This is a genomic window from Nocardia sp. FBN12 (assembly GCF_050320175.1).
Classification (GTDB): Bacteria; Actinomycetota; Actinomycetes; order Mycobacteriales; family Mycobacteriaceae; genus Nocardia.
In genome coordinates, this window is sequence record NZ_CP190048.1 from 6,853,803 (window position 1) to 6,875,579 (window position 21,777).

General features: G+C 67.6%; 21 protein-coding genes. 11 read left to right on the top strand and 10 right to left on the bottom strand.

Translation table 11 applies throughout. The features are described 5' to 3' along the window. Nucleotide 1 precedes the first annotated feature (1 nt). The 5 genes from rplP to ACQHI0_RS32275 all read left to right on the top strand — a co-directional run bounded on the left by rplP (nucleotide 2) and on the right by ACQHI0_RS32275 (nucleotide 1,615). Nucleotides 2-418, top strand: a complete 417-nt coding sequence (gene rplP, locus ACQHI0_RS32255; protein WP_056818475.1) for a 50S ribosomal protein L16 — start codon at nucleotides 2-4, stop codon at nucleotides 416-418. Then, a complete protein-coding gene (rpmC, locus tag ACQHI0_RS32260) occupies nucleotides 418-657 on the top strand; it encodes a 50S ribosomal protein L29 (protein WP_056818473.1) in 240 nt (79 codons plus the stop codon). Before rplP ends, rpmC begins: the two co-directional genes overlap by 1 nt. Beyond that, complete coding sequence (gene rpsQ, locus ACQHI0_RS32265) at nucleotides 654-923, top strand: 30S ribosomal protein S17 (protein WP_056818470.1); 270 nt, start codon at nucleotides 654-656, stop codon at nucleotides 921-923. The genes rpmC and rpsQ overlap by 4 nt, the downstream gene beginning before the upstream one ends. Nucleotides 924-1,034: 111 nt before the next feature. Beyond that, nucleotides 1,035-1,229 (top strand): ribbon-helix-helix protein, CopG family, encoded by a 195-nt coding sequence (locus tag ACQHI0_RS32270; protein ID WP_427905482.1) that lies wholly within the window; start codon nucleotides 1,035-1,037, stop codon nucleotides 1,227-1,229. After that, nucleotides 1,226-1,615 carry a type II toxin-antitoxin system death-on-curing family toxin gene (locus ACQHI0_RS32275; RefSeq protein ID WP_427905483.1) on the top strand — a complete coding sequence of 130 codons (390 nt, stop codon included), beginning with the start codon at nucleotides 1,226-1,228 and terminating at the stop codon, nucleotides 1,613-1,615. The genes ACQHI0_RS32270 and ACQHI0_RS32275 overlap by 4 nt, the downstream gene beginning before the upstream one ends. A 56-nt stretch (nucleotides 1,616-1,671) precedes the next feature. Here ACQHI0_RS32275 and ACQHI0_RS32280 read toward each other — a convergent pair whose 3' ends face one another. The 6 genes from ACQHI0_RS32280 to ACQHI0_RS32305 all read right to left on the bottom strand — a co-directional run bounded on the left by ACQHI0_RS32280 (nucleotide 1,672) and on the right by ACQHI0_RS32305 (nucleotide 7,510). After that, a complete protein-coding gene (locus tag ACQHI0_RS32280; protein ID WP_427905484.1) occupies nucleotides 1,672-3,675 on the bottom strand; it encodes a hypothetical protein in 2,004 nt (667 codons plus the stop codon). A gap of 135 nt (nucleotides 3,676-3,810) precedes the next feature. Continuing rightward, complete coding sequence (locus tag ACQHI0_RS32285) at nucleotides 3,811-4,647, bottom strand: SDR family oxidoreductase (protein WP_427905485.1); 837 nt, start codon at nucleotides 4,645-4,647, stop codon at nucleotides 3,811-3,813. Between the two features lie 188 nt (nucleotides 4,648-4,835). Beyond that, complete coding sequence (locus ACQHI0_RS32290) at nucleotides 4,836-5,570, bottom strand: CPBP family intramembrane glutamic endopeptidase (RefSeq protein WP_427905486.1); 735 nt, start codon at nucleotides 5,568-5,570, stop codon at nucleotides 4,836-4,838. A gap of 126 nt (nucleotides 5,571-5,696) precedes the next feature. Further along, entirely contained in the window at nucleotides 5,697-6,638 is a 942-nt protein-coding gene (locus ACQHI0_RS32295) for an RluA family pseudouridine synthase (RefSeq protein ID WP_427905487.1), read from the bottom strand. A 69-nt stretch (nucleotides 6,639-6,707) separates the two neighbouring features. Next, nucleotides 6,708-7,283 carry a putative glycolipid-binding domain-containing protein gene (locus tag ACQHI0_RS32300; RefSeq protein WP_427905488.1) on the bottom strand — a complete coding sequence of 192 codons (576 nt, stop codon included), beginning with the start codon at nucleotides 7,281-7,283 and terminating at the stop codon, nucleotides 6,708-6,710. A gap of 35 nt (nucleotides 7,284-7,318) precedes the next feature. After that, a complete protein-coding gene (locus ACQHI0_RS32305; RefSeq protein WP_266296828.1) occupies nucleotides 7,319-7,510 on the bottom strand; it encodes a hypothetical protein in 192 nt (63 codons plus the stop codon). 180 nt (nucleotides 7,511-7,690) lie between these two features. Between ACQHI0_RS32305 and ACQHI0_RS32310 the strand changes: the two genes are divergently transcribed. Both ACQHI0_RS32310 and ACQHI0_RS32315 read left to right on the top strand, forming a co-directional pair. Beyond that, nucleotides 7,691-9,523 carry an ABC transporter ATP-binding protein gene (locus ACQHI0_RS32310; RefSeq protein WP_427905489.1) on the top strand — a complete coding sequence of 611 codons (1,833 nt, stop codon included), beginning with the start codon at nucleotides 7,691-7,693 and terminating at the stop codon, nucleotides 9,521-9,523. Further along, a complete protein-coding gene (locus ACQHI0_RS32315) occupies nucleotides 9,520-11,256 on the top strand; it encodes an ABC transporter ATP-binding protein (RefSeq protein WP_427905490.1) in 1,737 nt (578 codons plus the stop codon). The genes ACQHI0_RS32310 and ACQHI0_RS32315 overlap by 4 nt, the downstream gene beginning before the upstream one ends. A gap of 44 nt (nucleotides 11,257-11,300) precedes the next feature. Here ACQHI0_RS32315 and ACQHI0_RS32320 read toward each other — a convergent pair whose 3' ends face one another. The 3 genes from ACQHI0_RS32320 to ACQHI0_RS32330 form a co-directional block, all read right to left on the bottom strand. After that, complete coding sequence (locus tag ACQHI0_RS32320; RefSeq protein WP_427905491.1) at nucleotides 11,301-12,512, bottom strand: pyridoxal phosphate-dependent aminotransferase; 1,212 nt, start codon at nucleotides 12,510-12,512, stop codon at nucleotides 11,301-11,303. A gap of 72 nt (nucleotides 12,513-12,584) precedes the next feature. Further along, nucleotides 12,585-13,004, bottom strand: coding sequence for a TIGR03667 family PPOX class F420-dependent oxidoreductase (locus ACQHI0_RS32325; protein ID WP_427905492.1), 420 nt, complete (start codon nucleotides 13,002-13,004; stop codon nucleotides 12,585-12,587). 138 nt (nucleotides 13,005-13,142) lie between these two features. Continuing rightward, the gene (locus ACQHI0_RS32330; RefSeq protein ID WP_427905493.1) at nucleotides 13,143-13,850 is read right to left on the bottom strand and encodes a siderophore-interacting protein; all 708 of its coding nucleotides are present in this window, start codon (nucleotides 13,848-13,850) and stop codon (nucleotides 13,143-13,145) included. A gap of 105 nt (nucleotides 13,851-13,955) precedes the next feature. Here ACQHI0_RS32330 and ACQHI0_RS32335 point away from each other — a divergent pair, with 105 nt between their 5' ends. After that, nucleotides 13,956-15,227, top strand: coding sequence for a SidA/IucD/PvdA family monooxygenase (locus ACQHI0_RS32335; protein ID WP_427909372.1), 1,272 nt, complete (start codon nucleotides 13,956-13,958; stop codon nucleotides 15,225-15,227). A gap of 91 nt (nucleotides 15,228-15,318) precedes the next feature. On the opposite strand, the gene ACQHI0_RS32340 is transcribed toward ACQHI0_RS32335, so the two are convergent. Then, a complete protein-coding gene (locus ACQHI0_RS32340) occupies nucleotides 15,319-15,975 on the bottom strand; it encodes a GNAT family N-acetyltransferase (RefSeq protein ID WP_427905494.1) in 657 nt (218 codons plus the stop codon). 255 nt (nucleotides 15,976-16,230) lie between these two features. Between ACQHI0_RS32340 and ACQHI0_RS32345 the strand changes: the two genes are divergently transcribed. From ACQHI0_RS32345 to ACQHI0_RS32355, 3 genes are read left to right on the top strand one after another with little or no spacing between them, the layout of a single operon-like run. Further along, nucleotides 16,231-16,983 (top strand): thioesterase II family protein, encoded by a 753-nt coding sequence (locus tag ACQHI0_RS32345; protein WP_427905495.1) that lies wholly within the window; start codon nucleotides 16,231-16,233, stop codon nucleotides 16,981-16,983. Then, the gene (locus tag ACQHI0_RS32350) at nucleotides 16,980-18,293 is read left to right on the top strand and encodes a polyketide synthase (protein ID WP_427905496.1); all 1,314 of its coding nucleotides are present in this window, start codon (nucleotides 16,980-16,982) and stop codon (nucleotides 18,291-18,293) included. The genes ACQHI0_RS32345 and ACQHI0_RS32350 overlap by 4 nt, the downstream gene beginning before the upstream one ends. Then, nucleotides 18,286-21,768 carry an SDR family NAD(P)-dependent oxidoreductase gene (locus tag ACQHI0_RS32355; RefSeq protein ID WP_427905497.1) on the top strand — a complete coding sequence of 1,161 codons (3,483 nt, stop codon included), beginning with the start codon at nucleotides 18,286-18,288 and terminating at the stop codon, nucleotides 21,766-21,768. Before ACQHI0_RS32350 ends, ACQHI0_RS32355 begins: the two co-directional genes overlap by 8 nt. Nucleotides 21,769-21,777: the final 9 nt, after the last annotated feature.

A 21,777-nucleotide genomic window follows, 5' to 3' on the forward strand; every position in this document is an offset into this window, starting at 1 on the left:
CATGCTGATGCCCCGTCGCGTCAAGCACCGCAAGCAGCACCACCCCGGTCGCTCCGGCATGGCCAAGGGCGGCACCGCGGTGGCCTTCGGTGAGTACGGCATCCAGGCTCTCGAGCCCGCCTACGTCACCAACCGTCAGATCGAGTCGGCGCGTATCGCGATGACCCGCCACATCAAGCGTGGCGGCAAGATCTGGATCAACATCTACCCCGACCGTCCACTCACGAAGAAGCCGGCCGAAACCCGCATGGGTTCCGGTAAGGGTTCGCCGGAGTGGTGGGTCGCGAACGTGAAGCCCGGTCGGGTCATGTTCGAGATGTCTTACCCCAACGAGGAGACCGCTCGTGAGGCCCTGCGCCGCGCGATGCACAAGCTCCCGATGAAATGCAGGATCGTGACCAGGGAGGAGCAGTTCTGATGGCTACCGAAACACCGGCCGCAGAGCTCCGTGAGCTCAACGAAGAAGAGCTCGTGGCACGCCTGCGCGAGTCGAAGGAAGAGCTGTTCAACCTGCGCTTCCAGATGGCGACGGGTCAGCTCGACAACAACCGTCGACTGCGCGTCGTCCGCCACGAGATCGCGCGCATTTACACGGTCATGCGTGAGCGCGAGCTCGGCCTGGCCACGGCGCCCGCTGGCAAGGGAGATGCGGCATGAGCGAGAACACCGAAGAGCGCAACAGCCGCAAGGTACGCAGCGGCTATGTTGTCTCCGACAAGATGAACAAGACGATCGTCGTCGAGCTGGAAGACCGTCACCGGCACAAGCTCTACGGCAAGATCATTCGCACCACCTCCAAGGTGAAGGCGCATGACGAGAACGAGATCGCCCACGTCGGCGACCACGTTCAGCTGATGGAGACCCGTCCGCTGTCGGCCACCAAGCGCTGGCGTCTGGTCGAGGTCCTGGAGAAGGCCAAGTAAGCCTCCCTCCTCGATCCATCGAGATCGTTTCTGCGAAGGCCCGTTTCCCTCTGGGAAGCGGGCCTTCGTCGTTTGCATCGACGGTTGATACCTGGCTGATACCATCAGATCATGGCGATGACACTGCGACTCAATGGCGACGATGACCGACGGCTTTCCGAGTTAGCGGAGCGACTCGGCCGGAGTAAGCAGGACTTGGCGCAGGAAGCGATTCATATGTACGTCGCTCGGCAAGCGGAGGCGTTCGGGGCGATGGTGGACTCGATTATGGATGAGCATGCCGAACTGATGCGCCGGCTCGCGTGATCTATCTCGATCTCGCTGAGGTCGTCGCCATTGCCCGCGCAGTGAACAGGACACCGCATGCCGTCGCCGACATCGGTCTGCTGGCAGGCGCCGTGGAGCGACCGAAAGCGACGGTGTTCGGCCAGGAGGCCTACCCGGGGCTGTTCCTCAAGGCTGCGTCTCTACTGCATTCGATTGCCCGAAATCACGCGCTGATCGACGGCAACAAGAGAACCGCATTTGTCGCAAGCGTCGCCATGCTTCGGTTGAACGGATACCGTGTCCGCCCGCTCCCTGACGAGCAGGAGGCGCTGATGAATCGGATTGCGACAGGTGATGTGGAGGTCGCCGAGATCGCGAAGAACCTGGAGCAGTGGTCTGAGCTGACTCGCATCAGCAACGGGTAGCCCACACGCGGTCCCCGCCGGGAAAACCGATGGTGTCGCTCCGAACCGCTGGGCTGTCAGCCGGTGAAGGCGTAGGGCTGGCGGATCTTGTGGGCGAATTCGACGATGTTGGTGACGGTGCTGCTGGGGACGCCGACTTCGCTGCCGATGCTGCGGGCCGACCAGGACTGGTCGGTGAGTTCGAGGATCTCTTCGATCTGGCCGAGGGTCAGGCGCAGGGGGCTGCGGTGGGCGACCTGGCGGGCCAGGGCGCGGACCTCGGTGTCTTCGTCGAAGTCGAAGTCGTCGGGGGCCGGGAAGTCTTCCTCGTCTTCGTCTGGGGCATCGGCGTCGACCGGGTCGGCTGTTGCTGCGGGCTTGTCGAAGGCGGCGGCGAGGTCAGGGCTGGACGTCTTCGGCTGCGCGGTGGCCCGCGACGGCTCAGGAGTCTCGGCCTCGACAAAGTGATCGACCCGGCTGGCGGTGGAGGCTGCGACGGTGTGGTCGGTACGGCCGGCGGGCGGAGTTGTGATGGTGGAGTCGGTCGGCTCGTGGGCTGGGGACGCGACGGTGGTGGCGGTCCGCGCGAGGGGTGATGCCGGGGAGGTGGAGTTGGCGCCCTCGGGGATTGACGCCGGGGAGGTGGTGGCGGTCCGTTCGGTGTGCGGAGCGGGCTCTGGTTGCAGGACCAGTTGCTCAGCGGGTTCCGCGGTGAGGGTCAGCTGCTCCGGCTCCGCGGCGGGGGGCTGTGGATCGTTGTGCACCGCTACCGGATCGGTGATCGGTGGAGTGTCGCCATCAGGGTCACGGGCGACGGTGCCGGCGTGCATCGTCGCCTCGGGAACCGGGTCGGTACCGGTCGCTTCGCCCGCAGGGGAGTGCGCGGCGGTGGTGACCGGTATTCGCCGCAAGGTCGCCGCGGCACCATTGGTGCGGCCTACATGTTCGGTGCCGTTGCGGCGATGGTCGGCCGCGGCCTTGTGGATGAGTTCGAGAGTGCCGGGGGCGCTCGGCTTGTCGGTGGAGGGGCGGCGCAGGCCGTGCGGGTAGGTGCGTTCGGTCGCCGACGCTGCGGTCTTCCCATCGGTCGCTGCGATCAGCGGCGCCACGCTCGGCGCCGAGGCAGCTCGAACAGTCGGCTCCGAGAAGACCTGCTGGTCAAGCGATTCGGCGGCCTCGCCGTTGGTGGGGTTCGGCGCTGTGTATCCAAGCGCCTGCCTGTCGTCACCGAGCGAAGCGGCCTGCTTGCGCGGGAACGCAGACGACGTGATCCGTTCGGCAGCGGAATACCCGGTGTCACCGGGCAATTCGACCGAGGCGCTCTCGATCAACATCGCGTACCGCGCCGACACCCAGGCATGCAGCCAGATCACCACGCCCACCATCACCGGGGCGATGGCGAATTCGGCTGCGCGGCCGAAGGATCCGGCGGCCAGGTGGGGGCCCGCGTTCAACGCGATGGTGGTGCCGAGCAGGGCGAGTTCGAACACGATCACCTTGCCGCGCTCGAGCTCACGTCCCCATCGGGCCGCGGTAGTGGCGGTGACCATGATGACGATGATCGGGATCGAGATCATGGCCTCGATACCGTAGCTGAGCCAGTACAGCGGGTCGCTCATGTCGCCGCTCGGCACGAGATTGCGTTGCACATTGACCCCGGCCCACACCATGCCGAGGACGACGACCCCGATCAGCGCGCGCGATGACCATTCCGACCGCCGGTACAGCTGGGCAAGGCGCGCGTCGGCGCTCGACACCCGTCGTCGTGCGGCCAGCGCCTTGCGATGCCAGCGCGCGTCGGCTTCGTCGGTACGGCGGATGATGGCGCTGGTGCGGCGGTCGCGTTGTTCGGCGGCGAGCTCGTCGCCCACAGCACGCCGACGCTGTTTGCGTCGTTGCGTGCGAATCCATTCGGCCAGTTCCCGTTCGGCGCGGATCTCGGTGTCGGAGAGCGCGTCGTAGAGGGCGGTGTCGTGCTGCAGGGGGAGCTTGTCGCGGGCCGTCGCGACCTGCTGGGCGAGCGCCGTGATCTCGGTGTTCGGTGCGATGGCGGCATTCTCGCTCAACCGATCGTCGGACATACCGCGCCTTCCGCCACTCGAACATATGGACTATCGAACATATGTGTGATTGCCAGAGAGCGTAAACGCCGACCGTGCCCCGGTCAACGACAACGAGCCGATTCCGCCGAATCCCCGGCGGCGACACGCCGGTATTCAGGAATCGGCATCGCCGCGGAGCAGCCGTTTCTCGTAGGAAGCACGTGTCGACGATCCGGCCACCGCCGCAACCTGATTCGGGACCGTCCGACGCAACACGATGTCGCGCAACCACTGTGGCAGCGCACCAGCCAGGCCGACCACCGGTCCGAGATGCGCGGGCAATGTCACCTCGAAGCGCGGCCGGGCGACAGCGTCGAGAACTGCCGCGGCCACATCGCTGGGCTGCAGCAATCGCGCTGCGCCCGTGGCTGTTCCCGCCGCCAACTCGGTATCGACGACGCCTGGCATGATCGCCGTCAAGCGCACCCCGGTGCCACGCAATTCCTCCCGCACCGCGGTCAGATAACCCAGCACGCCGTGTTTGGTCGCGGCGTAGGTCGCCTCACCGGCGGGGGAGAGTTTCGACGCGATCGACGCGATGGTGACGATGTGCCCACGTCCGCGTGTCCGCATCGCCGGCGCCGTCAGTCGCACCCCGCGGATCACCCCGTGCAGATTCACCGCGAGCATCCGTGCCGTCGCACTGTCGGGTTCGTCGTCGAACGGCCCGACCCACATCACCCCGGCATTGTTGACGAGCACATCGACCGGCCCGAGGATCGCCTCGGTGACGGCGAGGAAGTCATGAAACGAGCGCTCATCGGTCACATCGAGTTCGCACCCGTGCACGGTGCCCGGCAGCCCGGCCGCGGCGTCACGCGCCGCCTGTCCCGACAGATCGCCGAGGCACACCCGAGCCCCCGCCACCGCGAACTGCCGCGCGATCTCCAGCCCGATCCCGGCGGCCCCGCCGGTCACCGCGACGACCCGTCCGGTGTGCGTACGCTTCATTGCGAAATGCCCCCTCGATGGAAACCGCCCATGTCTGACTTGTCGTCATGTCAGAAATCGTCGCCAGTATTCCATGCGATCGCGACGCGGCGATAGCCTCGGAGACAGACTTCTGGACACTTGATCACCAGACGCCTGCGGTATTCGACTATTGCCTAAACGCCCGGCTGGAGCGTCGGCTGCCCGGCTCAGCGCAGGGCGGTGTGCCAGACGAGGGCGGCCGCGAGTGCGCCAGCGCCGTTGAGCGACCAGTGCAGTGCGATGGGGGCGAGCAGGCTGCCGCTGCGGCGACGCAGCCAGGTGAACACGACGCCCGCGGCGGCCGTGGCTGCCACGGCGAGAGCGATGCCGACCATTTGGCCGAGTACCCCGCCGCCGACGATGCTGGAAAGCCCCTTGTTGCCCGAGGTCAGGCCGAACGAGGACGCGATGTGCCAGAGGCCGAACATCAGCGAACCGGCCGCGAAGAGCCCGCGGACGCCGAGGACTCGATCGAGAGTGCCGTGCAGTACCCCGCGGAATGCGAGTTCTTCGGGGATCACTGTCTGGAGCGGGATGACGATCATCGACGCGATCAGCGCGCCGGAAATTGTGGCGTACCGGTCGGCGAGAAAGAACGGCCTGGTCAACGGCAGCAAGGCGCCGATCGCGACCGCGGTCAGCACGATCCCGACCGCACCGAGCGCGTACACCGTCCCGCGCTTCCAGTGCCTGGGCGAGAGCCCGAGTTCCGCCCAGCCGAGCCCGCGCTTGCGCATCAGCGCCAAGAGCGCGATCGCCGCGATGGGCACGGTGACGATATTGGCCCAGGCCGTGGTGAAGTGCGCGATCAGATTCGTGCCTGCCAACACGACGACAACGACCGCGATATCGATATAGGCATGCAGCTTCGGCCGGGAATCGGCGACGGCGGGTACGGGCACCCGACCGAGTGTACGGAATTATCACGAAATGAAAACGGTCCGGTGAATGCCGGACAACCCGCCTGCCCCTCGATGAGCGGCCCGGAATGAGCCCATCAAGATCGACAGCCGGTGCGGTGCTGTGAGCTACTCGACAGCCGATCCGGACCATCCGGCCAAATCGGTCCACGCCTGTAGTTCGCGCCGCGTCTCGAACCGGCGCGGCTCCGCGCTGATCGGATCCCGGAATTCCAGCGAAGCCGCAAGTAATTGCAGCGGCCGGGTGTAATCGTCGACCGGCTTATCGGTGATCACCGGATAGAAATCGTCGCCGAGAATCGGCACACCGAGCCCGTTCATATGCAGGCGCAGCTGATGGGTTCGACCGGTATGCGGGCGCAGGCGATAGCGGCCGAGTCCGTCCCGGTGCTCGACCAGCTCCACCTCGGTCTCGGCGTTGGGCTCGCCCGCCACTTCGAAAGCGGCGAGCACCTGCTTCTCCTTGATGATCCGGCTCCGCACGGTCCGTGGCAGCTCGAGCGCGGGGTCGTAGGGCGCGATGGCCTCGTATTCCTTGCGCACGGTTTTGCGATGGAACATCGTCTGATAGGCCCCGCGCCGGGCCGGATTCACGACGAACAGCAGCAGGCCCGCGGTGACCCGGTCCAGTCGATGCGCCGGGATCAGGTCGGGCAGCTCGAGGTCGTTGCGCAGCCGCACCAGCGCGGTCTGGAGGATGTGCTGACCACGCGGGATCGTCGCCAGGAAGTGCGGTTTGTCGATCACGAGGATGTCGTCGTCGCGGTGCACGATGCCGATCTCGAACGGCACATCGGTTTCGATGGGCAGGTCGCGGTGAAACCACACGGCACTGCCCGGTACGAACGGCGCGTCCGGCGCGAGGGGCCCTTCCAGATCCACGATCTCGCCCGCCACCAGCATCGCGTCGATACGGGCCGGGTCCACCCGGGGCAACCGCTCGACGAGGTGGTCGCGCACGGTCGCCCACTGCCCGTCCTCGGGGAGCCGGAGCCGGGCGGGATCGAGGCCGTGCCGTTTCGGCAGCGGCGGCTGCTGCCTACGTCGCATGAAAACAGTCTCGTCGGCCGTCCGGTGTCGAGTGCTCGCGACCCCCTCGTGGCCCCGGGGGATGCCGGTTCACGCCGCGCGCGTGGCCAGCCCCGGGTAATCGATGATCAGGCCGGATTCGTCGTAGCCGAGTTCGGCGCGGTAGTCGAAGCCGGGTGCGCTGTAGTCGTAGCGCTGACCGATTCCGTCGATGATCCGGCGATAGTGCTGCGGTAATCGGGCCGCCGTCAGGTCGGCGGCCCGCACGTACGCCGCGGGTGCGTCGGCGGCGTCGCCGACAGCCAGTCCCAGCCGATGCACCGGGAGGGCGTTGGTGAACGCCGACGCCTCCAGATCGATATCGAGGCACCCGTCCAGCTCGGGTGAGGGCGTGCCGTCGACCTGCCAGCGCCCCGATCCGTCGGACTGCACATGCACCGTGCGTCTGCCCGCGGGATACCGTCCGACGATCTGCGCGGACCGGGTGTGCCAACTCCGATCGAGTCGCAACCGGTACTCGATCGCCCAGACTGTCCCGTCCTCGACAGCGGTCGCGCATCCTTCGACGAGAAGTCCCCGTGCGTCTTCGCGAAAATACGTCACTTCGAATCCGGTACGGGCGTCCCGATGTAACCACGCGGCCGAAGATGGCAGGGGAGTGAACATGAGAAACGCATTCCCTGAATTCGGCTTCTCAATCGTCAGCCGGCGCGCTGATCGAGCACCATCAGTTTCGCTTCGACAAGGACATGGCGCGCTCGGCGTCGCACCCGGCACAGGTCGACGCTGCATTCGAGATGTATCTGCATCGCCCGATGCGCCTGTTCGGGCGACAGCTTTCCAGGATCGGAATGACAATCGGCAATTGCTGAAATGATTGACGTGACAAACATTTTCGTTCTCCCACCGCTGCACGTGATCAAGAGGTAGGGAGGAAATTACGCCCGAAAGAGTGAATTGCCGACGGGTTGACGGGCAGTTCACGCAACCTTCCCCGATCGGCCACAACCGCTCAACTTAGGCTAACCTACCTTTGCGGAGTTGCCGCGGACGGGTCGAGAGGCGAGAACGATATGACGGTGCAGGTAGCGCCGCCGCCGGGGGCGGAGTCGGGGAACCGGCTGCCCAAGGCGGCAGCGAAAGCGCAGAAGCAGCGGGAAGCGCTGGCACGCAAGGAGATTCTGGCACCGGTCTCAGGCATGCTGACGGTGGCGAGCCTGATCGTGGCCATCGCGTCGGTCTGCTCGGTGGTCCCGTTCCTGCTGATCGTGGCGGCCTGCCGCGAACTGCTCAACTCCCCGGTCGACACCGACCGGGTGTGGTGGCTGTTCGGCGCGGCCGTGCTCGTGCTCGTGGTGCGGGCGTTGCTGCAGGTCGTCGCGCTCAGCTGGTCGCACGCGGTCGACGCCGGCTACCAGCTCACCCTGCGCAGGCTGCTCGCGGCCAAGCTCACCCGGGTGCCACTCGGCTGGTTCGGCGAGCGCAGTTCCGGTGAGGTCAAAGGCTATCTGCGCGACGATGTCGACGCCCTGCACTTCCTGGTCGCGCACGCCCGCCTCGATTTCATCGGCGCGCTGGTGGTTCCGCTGGTGACCCTCGGGTACCTGTTCACCGTCGACTGGCGACTCACGCTGGTGCTGATGATCCCGCTGATCGCCTACATGATCCTGTTCGGCAAGATCATGGACCGCGACGGCCGCGACCGCCTCGCGGTGTACACCCGGTGGGAGCGTCGCCTGTCCGCCGCCACCGTCGAGTTCGTCGACGGCATCCAGGTGGTGCGGGCGTTCGGTCAGGCGGGCAAGGCGCACAAGGAGTTCCAGGACGCGGTCGAGGGCCAGGTCCAGGCGGCACATCGGATGAAGACGCCGATCATTCGCGTGCAGGCAGCCTCCGACATCGTGGTGATGCCCGTGTTCGTGATGCTGGTCGTGGTCCTCGGTGGCCTTGCCGGTGTCGGCCTCGGCTGGGTGCACCCGCTCGATCTGCTGCCGTTCCTGCTGGTGGGGCTGGGCATCGGCAGTTCGCTGCTCGGCCTGGGCTACGGCTCGCAGGCGCTGCGCGCCGGTGGCGCCGCGGCTCTGCGCCTGCACGAACTCCTGCAGACCCCGGAATTGGAGATCGCCGAGACACCGGCGGGCGTTCAAACGGGCATCGTGCGCTTCGAAGGCGTCGAGTTCGCCTACCGCACCGGGCATGACGTGCTGCGCGGCATCGACCTCGAACTTACGCCGGGCACGATCACCGCTCTGGTCGGCCCGAGCGGTTCCGGCAAGTCGACCCTGGCCAAGCTGCTGCCCCGCTTCTACGACGTGGGCGCGGGCCGAATCACCATCGACGGCCGTGATATTCGCGAATTCACGACCGAAGAGCTCTACCGCACGGTCGGATTCGTCTTCCAGGACGTGCGCCTGATCCGCGGGACCATTCGCGAGAACCTCCTGCTTGCCCGCCCCGGCGCGGACACCGAGGCCATCGAACGCGCCACCAGGGCCGCCCAGATCCACGACCGGATCCTGGCGCTGCCCCGCGGCTACGACTCCGAGATCGGCGTCGACGCCACGCTGTCCGGTGGTGAGGCGCAACGGCTGTCGATTGCCCGCGCACTGCTGGCCGACACCCCGGTCCTGGTCCTCGACGAGGCGACCGCGTTCGCCGACCCCGAGTCCGAGGCCGCGGTCCAGGACGCACTGGCCGCACTGGTCGCCGGGCGCACGGTGCTGGTCATCGCGCATCGCCTGCACACCATCACCGGTGTCGATCGGATCCTGGTGCTGGACAACGGAACCCTGGTCGAGCAAGGCACCCACGCCGAACTGCGAGCTGCCGGTGGCCTGTATCAGCGGCTGTGGGAGATCAACGAAGCTGCCCTCGGCGCGCTCGCCCTGGTGGAGGAAACACGATGATTCGCAAGGTTTTCCGGCTCGTCCCCGCCGAGTTCGCCCCTCTGATTCCGCGGCTGCTCGCCGTGATCGTGGTGCAGGCGCTGTGCCAGGCCATCGCGTATCTGCTGCTGGTACCCGTGCTGGAATCGCTGTTCGGTGACGACCTGAGCGGCGCGTGGCTGTGGGCGCTCGGTATGGCCGCCGCCGTGGCCGGGGTGGTCGTCTTCGGTTACCTGCAGGCCGTGATCGGTCTACGGATCGGCCTCGGCATGCAGCGTGGTCTGCAGACCAGGCTCGGCGATCAGCTCAACGCGTTGCCGCTCGGCTGGTTCGACGATCGTGACGCGGGCCCGCTTTCGCGGGTGATGGTCGAGCAGGTGCGCGAGATGCAGGGCCTGATCGCCTATCTGCTCACCAAGGTGCTCACCGGTGTCATCGTGCCGCTGGTCGTCGCGATCGGGATGCTGTTCATCGACTGGCGAGTCGGTGTGGCGATGTTGCTCGCCGCGCCGGTGCTCTACCTGGTGAACAATCTCGCCAATCGCGCCTACACCGGCGCCGACGCCCGGCTGCACGCCGCCGCGGCCGAAGCCGACTCGCGGGTGGTGGAATTCGCGCAGGCCCAGCCGGTATTGCGCGCGTTCGGGGCCGTCGGCGCGGGGAACAAGAAGCTGGATTCGGCACTGGTGCGGCAACGTTCGGCCATGCTGAAGATGATGGTCGCGACAGTGCCGGGGCTGACAGTGTTCGCGCTGTTCGTGCAGGCTGTGTTCTTGGTGCTGGCCTACATCGCGGTCGTCCAGGTGACCGACGGCGCGATCTCGGCCGCCGCGGCGATCGCGCTGATCGCGGTGAGCGCGCGCTTCATCGAACCGGTGAACCAGGCCGCCCAGTTGGGCACGGCTCTGCGCTCGGCCGCCGCGGCCGCCGACCGCATCACCGACCTGCTCGCCGAATCGCCGCTGCCCGCCGCGACCGAACCGGTCACCCCCGGTGCGCCCGCGGTGGTCTTCGACGAGGTGAGCTTCGGCTACCGCCCCGACGAGCCCGTGCTGTCGGACCTGACCTTCACCGTCCCGGCAGGCACCACCACCGCCATCGTCGGACCGAGCGGCTCGGGCAAGACCACCCTGCTTCGTCTCGCCGCCCGCTTCTACGATGTGGACTCCGGTGCGGTGACGGTCGGCGAACACGATGTGCGGCAACAGCCTTCGGACACCCTGCTCGACCAGCTCTCCCTGGTCTTCCAGAACGTCTACCTGTTCAACCGCTCGGTCGCCGACAACATCCGCATCGGCAAGCCCGACGCCACCGAGGACGAGGTGCACCGCGCGGCGGTGGCCGCCAGGGTCGACGAGATCGTCGAGCGGCTGCCGGACGGCTTCGACACCACCGTCGGCGAAGGTGGCACCTCACTGTCCGGCGGTGAGCGTCAACGGGTTTCGATCGCCCGCGCCCTGCTCAAGGGCGCGCCGATCGTCCTGCTCGACGAGGCGACCAGCGCGCTCGACCCGCACAGTGAGGCCGTCGTTGTCCGTGGCATCCACGAACTCACCAGGGACAAAACGGTTCTCGTCGTCGCGCATCGGCTCTCGACGATCGCCCACGCCGACCAGATCCTGTTCCTGGACAAGGGCCGTATCGCCGAACGTGGAACGCACACTGAGCTTCTCGCACTGAACGGCCGCTACGCCGCGTTCTGGAACGAGCGCGAGCGGGCAACCGGCTGGCGTCTGGAACCGGTCTCCGCGTAAACGCCAGGGCCTCGGCGATGTCCGCGACACCGCCGAGGCCGAGTTCACTGGTGATAGGTGGACAGGAATTCGCCGATGCGGCCGATGATCTGGTCGAGTTCATCGGCTTGCGGCAGGGTGACGATCCGGAAGTGGTCGGGGGAGGGCCAATTGAAGCCGGTGCCCTGCACGACGTGAATCTTGGTGGCCAGCAACAGGTCGAGGACGAACTTCTCGTCGCTGTCGATCCGATAGGTCGCACGATCGAGCTTGGGGAAGACATACAGCGCGCCCTTGGGCTTCACGCACGACACCCCCGGAATCGCGTTCAAAGCCTGCCACGCGCGGTCGCGCTGTTCGCGTAGTCGCCCACCGGGCAGCGTGAGGTCGTGGATACTCTGATGCCCGCCCAGCGCCGCCTGAACAGCTTGCTGCGCGGGCACATTCGCGCACAGCCGTAACCCCGACAGCATCGTCAGGCCTTCGAGGTAGCTCTCGGCATGACGGGTCGGCCCTGACACGGCGAGCCAGCCGGACCGGAAGCCCGCGAGCCGGTAGGCCTTGGACAGCCCGTTGAACGTCAGACACAGCAGGTCGGGCGCGAGCGAGGCGGTGACGGTGTGGGGCACGTCGTCGTAGAGGATCTTGTCGTAGATCTCGTCGGAACAGACGATCAGATTGTGCTGGCGGGCGAGTTCGAGCATCTGCTCGAGCACCTCGTTCGGATACACCGCGCCCGTCGGATTGTTCGGGTTGATGATCACGATGGCCCGCGTGCGGTCGGTGATCTTGGCGGCGATATCGGCGATATCGGGATACCAGTCGGCGCCCTCGTCGCACAGATAGTGCACCGCCTTGCCGCCGTTGAGGTGCACCGCGGCGGTCCACAGCGGGAAATCCGGTGCGGGGACGAGGACTTCGTCGCCGTTCTCGATGAGCGCGGTCATCGCCATCATGATGAGCTCGGACGCGCCGTTGCCGAGGAAGACGTTCTCGATATCGAGGTCCTGCACCCCTCGTCCCTCGTAGTACTGCACCACCGCGCGCCGGGCGGGCAGCAAACCCTTCGAGGTCGCGTAGCCCGCCGAGGTCGGCAGGTTGGCGATGACGTCGCGCAGCAGCTCCGACGGTGCGTCGAACCCGAACTGCTGTGGGTTACCGGTATTGAGCTTGATCACCCGGTGTCCCTCGGCCTCGAGCCGAGCGGCGTGCTCGGCTATCGGGCCGCGGATTTCGTAGGAAACATTCGCGAGCTTGCTCGACTGTTTGAACTGCAATGTCGGCTCCCACCGTGATACGGACGGAGCTCGCCACAGTACTCGCAGGGAGCCCGCGCCCGCATGCGGGTTTCAGAAGCCGCGCAGGCGCTCCGCGGTGACGCGCACAGGCACCGAGTAGGCCGCGAAGAATTCCGCCTCGGTCATCTTGATATCGACGAACCCCTTGGTGTATTTGCGCACGTAGTGGGCGATTTCGTCCTCGGTAGCCGGCTCGTCCAGGCGCGCCGTGCCGGTGAAAACGGCGACCTCGCCGCCGGTCTCGCTCGAGTTGAAGTTCAGCGCGACCCGCGGATTGCGCGCGATGTGCCGCAATCTCTTGGCCTCGGGCATGGTGAAGATGAGGAACTCGTCGTTTTCCCAGTGAAACCACACCGGGTTCGGCTGCGGGGTGGTGTCGGCGCCGATGGTGGTCAACCAGATCACGGTTTCCTTGGCCAGCCGCTTGCCGACCTCTACGCCGAACGGGGTGGCGGCATCGAGAATGGACACGGTGCTCTCCTCGCAGACAGGGGACAACGTCCGTTCCACCCTTGCCGAAATCCCGCCACCCCGCTACCCGCCTCGCGGCCTACTCCGGAACCGAACGCAGTGGCAAGGGTGCGGTGCGGGTCATCCCGGAGGATGACCTCACTTCCAGTAGGCCTGCGACTTGATCGCGGTCTTGGGCAGGGCGTGCTGGGTTTTGAGGGTCTTCACGATCGAGCGGGTGGTGTTGCCGCAGCAGGCCACCCACGCGAAAGCGTCCGCCGGGCAGGTGATTTCCTGGGCGGCCTCGCGCAGCAGGCGGCCGTCGTCGACGCGCTGCAGCCAGGTGAGGGTGTGGTGGGGCTTGTTGTTGACCGGGATGGTCTGGTCGGACTCGTACTGCCACTCCAGCCAGACTCGCGCGGGGGTGTCGCCGATGGCGTCGAGCAGCGAGTTGATGGCGGGCAGGGAGGCGGTGTCGCCGAAGATGACGTATTCGCTGGGGGCCTGTTCGGGGAGCTGGAAGTCCGAGCCGAGCACGGTGGCGTCGAGCGGGTCGCCCGGCTTCGCGCGGCGGGCCCAGTCGGCGGCGGGGCCGTCGTGCAGGGCGAAGTCGATGCTCATGGTGTCTTCGCCGGGGTTCTGGTCGACCAGGGTGTAGCCGCGGTGGTGCAGCTTGTCGCTGGTCGCGTCCGGAATCCACAGGCGGATCCACTGGGTCGGGTGCACCGGGTGGTCGGCGAGCAGGCCGCCGGCGGTGAAGCTGATGCGGACGAACTTGTCGGTGATCTGCTCGTTGGAGGTCACCGTCAGGCGATAGTCGGCGCCGCCCCAGGCCTTGGTTATCAGACCATTCAATCCCTTACCCATGTTCGTTAGGTTAGCCTAACGACACTTGTTTGTCTGCTCTGGTGGTTAAATAAGGTAAGCCTATGCAAATATTGGCTGGTGTGTGAGAGAGCGGAGAACGAACCGGTGGAAACCCTCCTGGTAGTCGGCGCGGGGCCGAAAGCCCTTGCGGTGGCGGCTAAATCGCACGTTCTGCGTTCGCTCGGAATGGCCGCGCCGCGCGTTGTCGTGGTCGAGGCGCATGCCGTCGGCGGCAACTGGCTGCCCACCGGCGGCTGGACCGACGGACAGCACCGCCTGGGCACCAGCCCGGAAAAGGACATCGGCTTCCCGTATCACTCCACCTGGGCGCGCGGCCGCAATCGCGATATCGACCACGCGATGGCCGCCTTCAGCTGGACCACCTTCCTGATCGAACACGGCACCTACGCCGAGTGGATCGACCGCGGCAGGCCGAGCCCGCAGCACCATGTCTGGGCCAAGTACCTGCAGTGGGTCGCGAAATCCATCGACCTCGAGTTGGTACTCGGTCGCGTGGAGCGGATCAGTCACGGTGACGGCGCGCAATGGCAGGTCGACGTGGTCGACGCCGACGGCGCGCGCAGCGAACTGACCGCCGACGGCCTGATGATCACCGGCCCCGGCCGCAGCAGCCGCGCCCTGCTCGACCATCCGCGCGTGCTCAGCATCGCCGAATTCTGGGACCGCGCGGGCAAACGCACGCTGCCCGCCGCCTCCCGCGCCGCGGTGATCGGTGGCGGCGAGACCGGCGGCTCGGCGCTGGACGAACTCGTCCGGCACGAGATGCTCACCATCTCGGTGATCTCCCCGCTGGCCACCCTCTACACCCGTGGCGAGAGCTTCTTCGAGAACTCGCTGTTCAGCGATCCCGTGAAGTGGGCGGCACTGAGCGTGCAGGAACGCCGCGACGTGATCCGGCGCACCGACCGCGGGGTGTTCTCGGTGCGTGTGCAGGAAAGCCTGCTGGGCGACAACCGCGTTCATCATCTGCAGGGGCGAGTCACCAAGATCGCGCCGCAGGGGGAGTCGCTGGCGTTGACGCTGAGCAACGAGCTGCGCGCGGACCAGGTGCACAACTTCGACCTGGTGGTCGACGCGACCGGCGGCCAGCCGCTGTGGTTCCTCGACCTGTTCGACCAGCGGACCGCCGACCAGCTCGAACTCGCTGTCGGCGGGGCGTTGACGCAGGCGCGGATCGAATCGTCGATCGGCTACGACCTGGCGGTCGGCGGGCTCGCCGGAAAGCTCTACCTGCCCAACATGGCCGCGATGGCGCAGGGACCCGGTTTCCCGAATCTCAGCTGCCTCGGCGAACTTTCGGACCGGGTGCTGCAGACGCAGCCTGCCCGGGCGCGGGCCAGGGTCGCCGCACGCTGAGCGACTCGAAGCTGGCGTAACCGTGCGATTCGCGCCGCGACAATCAGAAAACTGATGGCGCGGCGGCGAATTGCGCGATGACGCCAGTGACTCAGGCGGGAAGATCCGCCGGCGTGCGCGACGCGGCGTGCAGCGCGATGCGGCGGTCCGGGCGGACATCGATCTCGCCGATCACCTGGAAGCCGGCCTTGGCCAGGCTGCGCGCGATCGCCACATTCCGGTGGTCGGGGTCGCCGAGCACACGGCGGCAGTGCGGGTCGGCCGCGAAGACCGCGGTCACCATGGTGGAGATCCAGGCCGACATGATGCCCTTGCCGATCACGGCGGTGTCGGCGGTGGCGATGTGGAAGCCGATGTCGCTGGGATCGCTGTCGTAGAAGTGGCCGATCTCGTCCTTGGCCGCGCGATAGAACTCCAGATAGGCGATCTCGCGCACACCGGCTTCGGGCTCGCCGAGTACCGCGAAGTCGAGGCTGAGAATGCAAGGGCGGGAATAGGTTCCGGCCAGCTGGGCACGAAAGTTCTCGCGGCGACGATCGGCGTCCCAGTCCTGTTCCCACGACTCGAGCAGATGCGGGCGGGCCATCCATTCGGCGAGTAGCTCGGGGTCGGAGCCGTCGGGATCGGCAAGGCGCAGGCTGAACGGTGCCGCGAAGACGGGCAGCACGGGCGCGGGGGCGGCGGCCACTTCGGCGGGCAGGTCGGTCTGCTCGCGGGGCAGCGCGGTGGGGGTCCCGGCGGGGTTCATCTGCTCGGTGCTCCGTTCAATCGTTACCTTGGTCACCTCAAGTGGTAAGGCTAGCCTATACTAATGGCCGGGTGTTACTGTTGCCCGACCGATCGCCCGGTGATAGCCGGGCCGTCCCTTATCCGGGTCGGATTCGGGTGCAACAGGATTCGCCCCGGTCCCGGACGACTGCGCCGGGCGGGCCCGCGCGTGAGCGCGGCGTTGGACAGTGCGAAACGGCCGCGCAGCTTTGCGTGGTTGGTGAGGGAGAGCGACATGGCAAGAGAACTCGGCTGGATCAGGCAGTTTCAGGCCCCCAGGACCGATTCCCTACCGCCGCTGATCGTCTTCCCGCACGCGGGCGCGGGCGCCTCGGCCTATCGGGTGTTCGCCAAGCGTATGGCCACCGATTTCGACACCACGATCGTGCAGTACCCCGGCCGTCAGGACCGTGCGCGCGAAGCCGCCGCCGAAACCCTGCCCGAACTGGCCGCGGGCGCCTTCGAAGCCTTCCGCGCAGGCGTGCACAACACCGGCGCACCGCTGACAGTCTTCGGTCACAGCATGGGCTCCATCGTGGCATTCGAGTTCGTCCGGCTGGCCGAGGCCGCGGGGTTGGCCGTGCGTTTGCTGGTGGTGTCGGCGGCGGCCGCACCGCACCGAATCGCCGAGCTCCCCGGCCATCCCACCGAGGACGACGAATTGCTCGACCACATGGCCACGCTCAACGGCACCGGCACCGATGTGCTGGCCAGCCGTGAGGTGATGCGGATGGCATTGCCTGTCCTCAAGGCCGATTACCGTGCCTTCGACGCGTATTCGAGCGGCCCCGAGGTGCGGGTCACGACGCCCGTGCTGGTTCTCGGTGGCGATGACGACCCGTTCGTCGGCCCGCGTGACCTCTACGGCTGGGAGCAGAGCACCACCGCCGAGATCGAGGTCAACCTGTTCGAGGGTGGACACTTCTACCTCGACGAGAACATCGACAGCATCGCCGAGGCGCTCGTCGGCCAGGCGCTCGCGCGATGAACGCTGATCCCATTGTGATCGTCGGGATGGGCGTCGAAGCCCCCGGCGGTATCGACACCATGGCCGCGTTCTGGTCCGCGCTGGCGGCCGGACGTGAGCTGATCGGTCCCTTCCCGCGCGACCGTGACTGGCCGCTGGACGAACTGTTCGCCCTCGGCAGGCTCGACGGCTGGGCACCGGTCCGCGACGCGGGCGGTTTCCTCGACGGCGCGACCGAGTTCGACGCGCAGTTCTTCGGCATCACCCCGCGCGAGGCGGTGGCCATGGATCCGCAGCAGCGGGTGGCCATGCGGGTGGCCTGGCGCGCGCTCGAGCACGCTGGCCTGAATCCTGGTGCGCTGGACGGTGATTCGGCCGGTGTATGGATGGGCGTCTCGACCGTCGAGTACGGGCCGCGGGTGGGGTCGGTCAACGAGTACAGCGGCTATCGCGCGACCGGAACCGCGCTCGGTGCGGTGGCCGGGCGGATCTCGCACGGCCTCGGCCTGGTCGGTCCCTCGATCAGCGTGGATACCGCGTGCGCGTCGTCGCTGACCGCGGTGCATCAGGCGGCCTCGGCCATCCGCGCGGGCGAGTGCGACTGGGCGCTGGCCGGCGGGGTGTGCGTGATGGGTTCGCCCGGCGCGTTCTACGAGTTCTCCAAGAACAACGCCCTCGCCACCGACGGCCATTGCCGTTCCTATGCCGCCGACCCGACCGGCACCCTCTGGGCCGAAGGCGCGGGAGTCATTGTGCTGGAACGCGAATCGCGCGCGAAGGCGCTGGGCCACCGGATCTACGGGCAGCTGCTCGGATCGCGGGTCAACCACAACGGATCCGGCGCCCCGATCGCCGTGCCGAGCGCCGGTGCTCAGCAGCGGCTGATCGAGGACACGGTCGCCGCGGCCGGGGTCAGTGCCGACGACATCGGGCTGATCGAAGGGCACGGCACCGGCACCGCTGTCGGCGATCCACTCGAATTGACCGCGCTGGCAGCGACTTACGGCAATCCTGACCGGACCGACGGCCCCCTGCTCGGCTCGGTGAAGTCCAATATCGGGCACGCCCAGGCGGCGTCGGGGATGCTCGGGCTGATCAAGGTGCTGTTGTGCGGTGCGCACGGTGTCATCGCACCCAGCCTGTGGGCCGACGCGCCGACCACCGATATCGACTGGGACGCAACCAGTTTGCGGCTGGCGGCCGAACTCACCGACTGGGCGCCACGCGCGGACGGCCTGCGCTACGCCGCGGTGTCCTCGTTCGGTGTCGCGGGAACCAACGCGCACGCCATCGTCGGCCTGCCGGTGCTGGAGGAGACCAACCATGGCTGAGTACCGCTTGCCGGACGGGCGGGTTCCCGTCCTGCTGTCCTCCGACAGTGCCGACGGACTGCGCGCCGAGGCCGCCGCCCTGCGCGATTATCTCGCCGCGCATCCCACCGTGACTCCGGAACGGTTGGCGGACATGCTGTTCCGCACCCGTACTCCCCGCCGTCGCCGAGTACTGATCCTCGCATCGCCGACTCGCACGAACGGCCCGGTGGTCACGGCCGCCCTGGACGGTATCGCTTCGGGCGCCGAGGCTGGACCGACCGCGGGATCTTCTGTGGGCAAAGTCGTGTCAGTGTCAGTCGTGGACGCGGCCGGCGCCTCGGCGACCGATGAGCTGCTGTCCGCGCTCGACGCGATCGCGACCGGCTCCGAGCACGCGCTCGTCGTGCACGGCGACGTACCCGCGAGCGCGCGTCGGATCGGGTTCGTCTTCCCCGGTCAGGGCAGTCAGCGGCCCGGCATGGGCGCCGCGTTCTACGAGTTGTCGGCGGCCTACCGCGCCGTCGTCGACGAATGCGCCGCCATTCACGCCGAACGCTTCGGGCACTCCCAGCCGCTGCACTATCTGCTCGGCCGCGAGGGCCAGTACGAGGACACGGTGTGGGAAGTGCAGCCCGCGTTGATGTTCCACATGACCGGCCTGGCCGCGCTGTGGCGCGCGGCGGGTGTGGATCCGCACGCGACCATCGGCCACAGTCAGGGCGAGCTCGCCGCGGGCGCGGTCTCGGGCGTGATGACGCTGCGTGATTCGGTGCTCGCGGTGACCCACCGCGCCCTGCTCGCGGACCGGCTGTCCCCGCGCGGCTACTCGATGGCGGTCTTCGGGATGGACCGCGAGAGCGTGGAAGCGCTGATGGCGCGGCACTCGGGATGGGCCGAACTCGCGGTCGTCAACTCGCCGCACATCATTGCCATCTCCGGCGAACGCGGCTGCGTCGTCGATCTGGTGGCCGCGGCCACCGCGCGCGGCCAGTTCGCCAGGGAGATCCGGGTCGCCTTCCCTGCGCACACCTCCATCGTCGCCGAGGTGCGGGCCGATTTCGAAGGCTTCCTCGGTGACGAGATGAGCACGCCGAACTTCACCGCCTCCGAGATCGACTGCTACGGCGCGACTCTCGGCGAGAAGATCACCCCCGACCTCGAGCAGGAGCAGTACTGGTTCTGGAACCTGCGCAACCGCGTCCGGTTCGACCGGGCCGTGATCAGCGCGGGCAGCGACGGTGTCGACCTGCTGATCGAGGTCGCCGAACACCCCGTGCTGCAACTGGCAATCCAGGAGAACCTCAGCCTGGTCCCGAATCGTCCGGGTCTGCCCGCGCGCGATTTCCGCGTTCTCGGCACCTCGCTGCGGACCGCGGAGGGGCTGTCCGAGTTCACCCGGAATCTCGCCCAGGTCGCCGTCCTCGACATCGACTACCGCTGGGACGCACTGCGCGTCGACGACACCGTCACCCTCCCGCTGCGCGACTTCCCGCACACCGCCACCTTCCCCAAGCGGCTGTGGGCGCCTCTGGGCGCCAACGAAACTCCCGCCGAACTCGCGGTCACCACGCCGAAACCCCAACGGCTGGTGGAACAGTGGACGCCGCTACAGCGCCGCTCGCTGACTGCCCCGCGCAGCCTGCTCATCGTCGACCACACCGGCGAATGCTCCGAGGTGGCAACGGCTCTGGTCGCCGCTGCCGATCGCCACGGTGCCGACGCGCGGGTGGTCGGGCCGCAGGAACTGGCTGCCGGTGGCCCTCGCCCGGCCGATGGACACAGTCCCGCGCTCGACCTCGGCGAGCAGAGCCGCGGCGCCGGGAACTCCGCGCCGCGCCTGCGCATCGTCGGCGAGTCGGTTCCGGGCGCGGATGCGGCCGCGGGCAGATCCGGCGATGACCTCGTGGCCGACGCTGTCATCGTCCTGCTTCCCCCGAGCCTCGATGACGACAGCGCCAAGGCGATCGAAGCCCTGACCTCGTTCTACGCCGAACGTGCCTGGGCCCCTGCGTTGTCGGTGCTGCGTCCCGGTGGCGAGTGCTGGCTGCTGACCGTCGGCGGCGAGTCCGTGCGCGACGGTGATCCGATTCCCGGGTTGTTCCAGTCGGGCGTCAGCGCCGGGTTCCGCAGCGTCGGTATCGAACACCCGGGCATCCTCTTCCGGCACCTCGATCTCGCCGCGAACGAATCGGCTCCGGCGCAGGCCGCGAAGATCGTCGGCGCGGTGCATTCCAGTGGTGAAGCCGAGCTGGCGCTGCGTGCGGGCAAGCTGTTCGTCAAGCGCCTTGTTGTCGACGTGACCACCGAAACCGGCTCGCTCGGAACAGATCTCGATCATGTGGTGATCGTCGGCGGCACCGGACAGCTGGGCCTGCGGTTCGCCGATCATCTGGCGCACACCGGTGCGGGCCGGGTCACGCTGCTCAGCCGCAGTGGCGAAACCGATGCGCTGGCACCGGAACTGGCTCGGCTACGCGGTATCAGCGCGACCGAGATCGTGGTGCGATCCTGCGATGTGAGCGACGTCGACGCCGCGAAGGCTTTCGGTGCCGAGATCGCCGATCGTCCGGTGGACCTGGTGATTCACGCCGCGGTCAACTATGTGGACGCTGAACTCGACCAGATCACCGACGATGCTGTGCGCACCGCCGCCGCCGCGAAACTGCGTGGTCTGGACAACCTGATCGACGCGGTCGCGCTGACCGTGGACTGCCGCGTGCTGCTGTGCTCGTCGATGGCGGCGACGCTGGGCGGGCGCGGACAGGTCCTGTACGCGGTGACCAACCGCATGCTCGACGTGGCGGCCCGCCGGCTGCGCGCCCGTGGTATCGCCGCCGCGAGCCTGCAGTGGGGGCTGTGGAGTGTCGCCGGTCCGCTCGACGATGCCGGGTTCGCCCGGGTCGAAGAGGCAGGCGTGTTCCCGATGGTGCCCGCCGACGCGATCGAGGCCGGGCTCGCCGTGCCGGTTCGCGACGGCATGATCATCGCCGCCGACTGGGATTTCCTGCGCGAGGTGCTCGGCGCGTTCGGCCAGGCCAGCGTGCTCACCGGGCTCGAATCCGCCGAGCCGAGTTCGGAGAGTTCCAGCGCGAGACCTGGCGCGGGCCGTTCGGAGGCCGCACTGGTAGCCGGTCCAGGTGGCCCTGCGGGCTCGCCGGGCGGTGCCGATATCCGGGCGGTCTCCGGCCTGCCGGGTTCGGTGGGCGCAGGGGCGGGGGGCGGCACCTCGCCCGGCATCGGGTCGTCGGACAGTGTCCCTCTCGACCTGCGCATGCGCACCGAACTGCTCAAGGTGATCGGCGGCGACAGCGCCGAGTCCATCGACGCCACCATGCCTTTGGTGGCGCTTGGCCTGGACTCCTTGCAGGCCTTGGACTTCCGCAAGCGCGTGAAGGCGGAACTCGACCGCGATCTGCCGGTCGCGGCGATTCTCGGCGGCGCATCGCTCGACGATGTCGTGCTGCTCATGGCACAGAACACCAACCAGGGCTGAGGGGCCGAA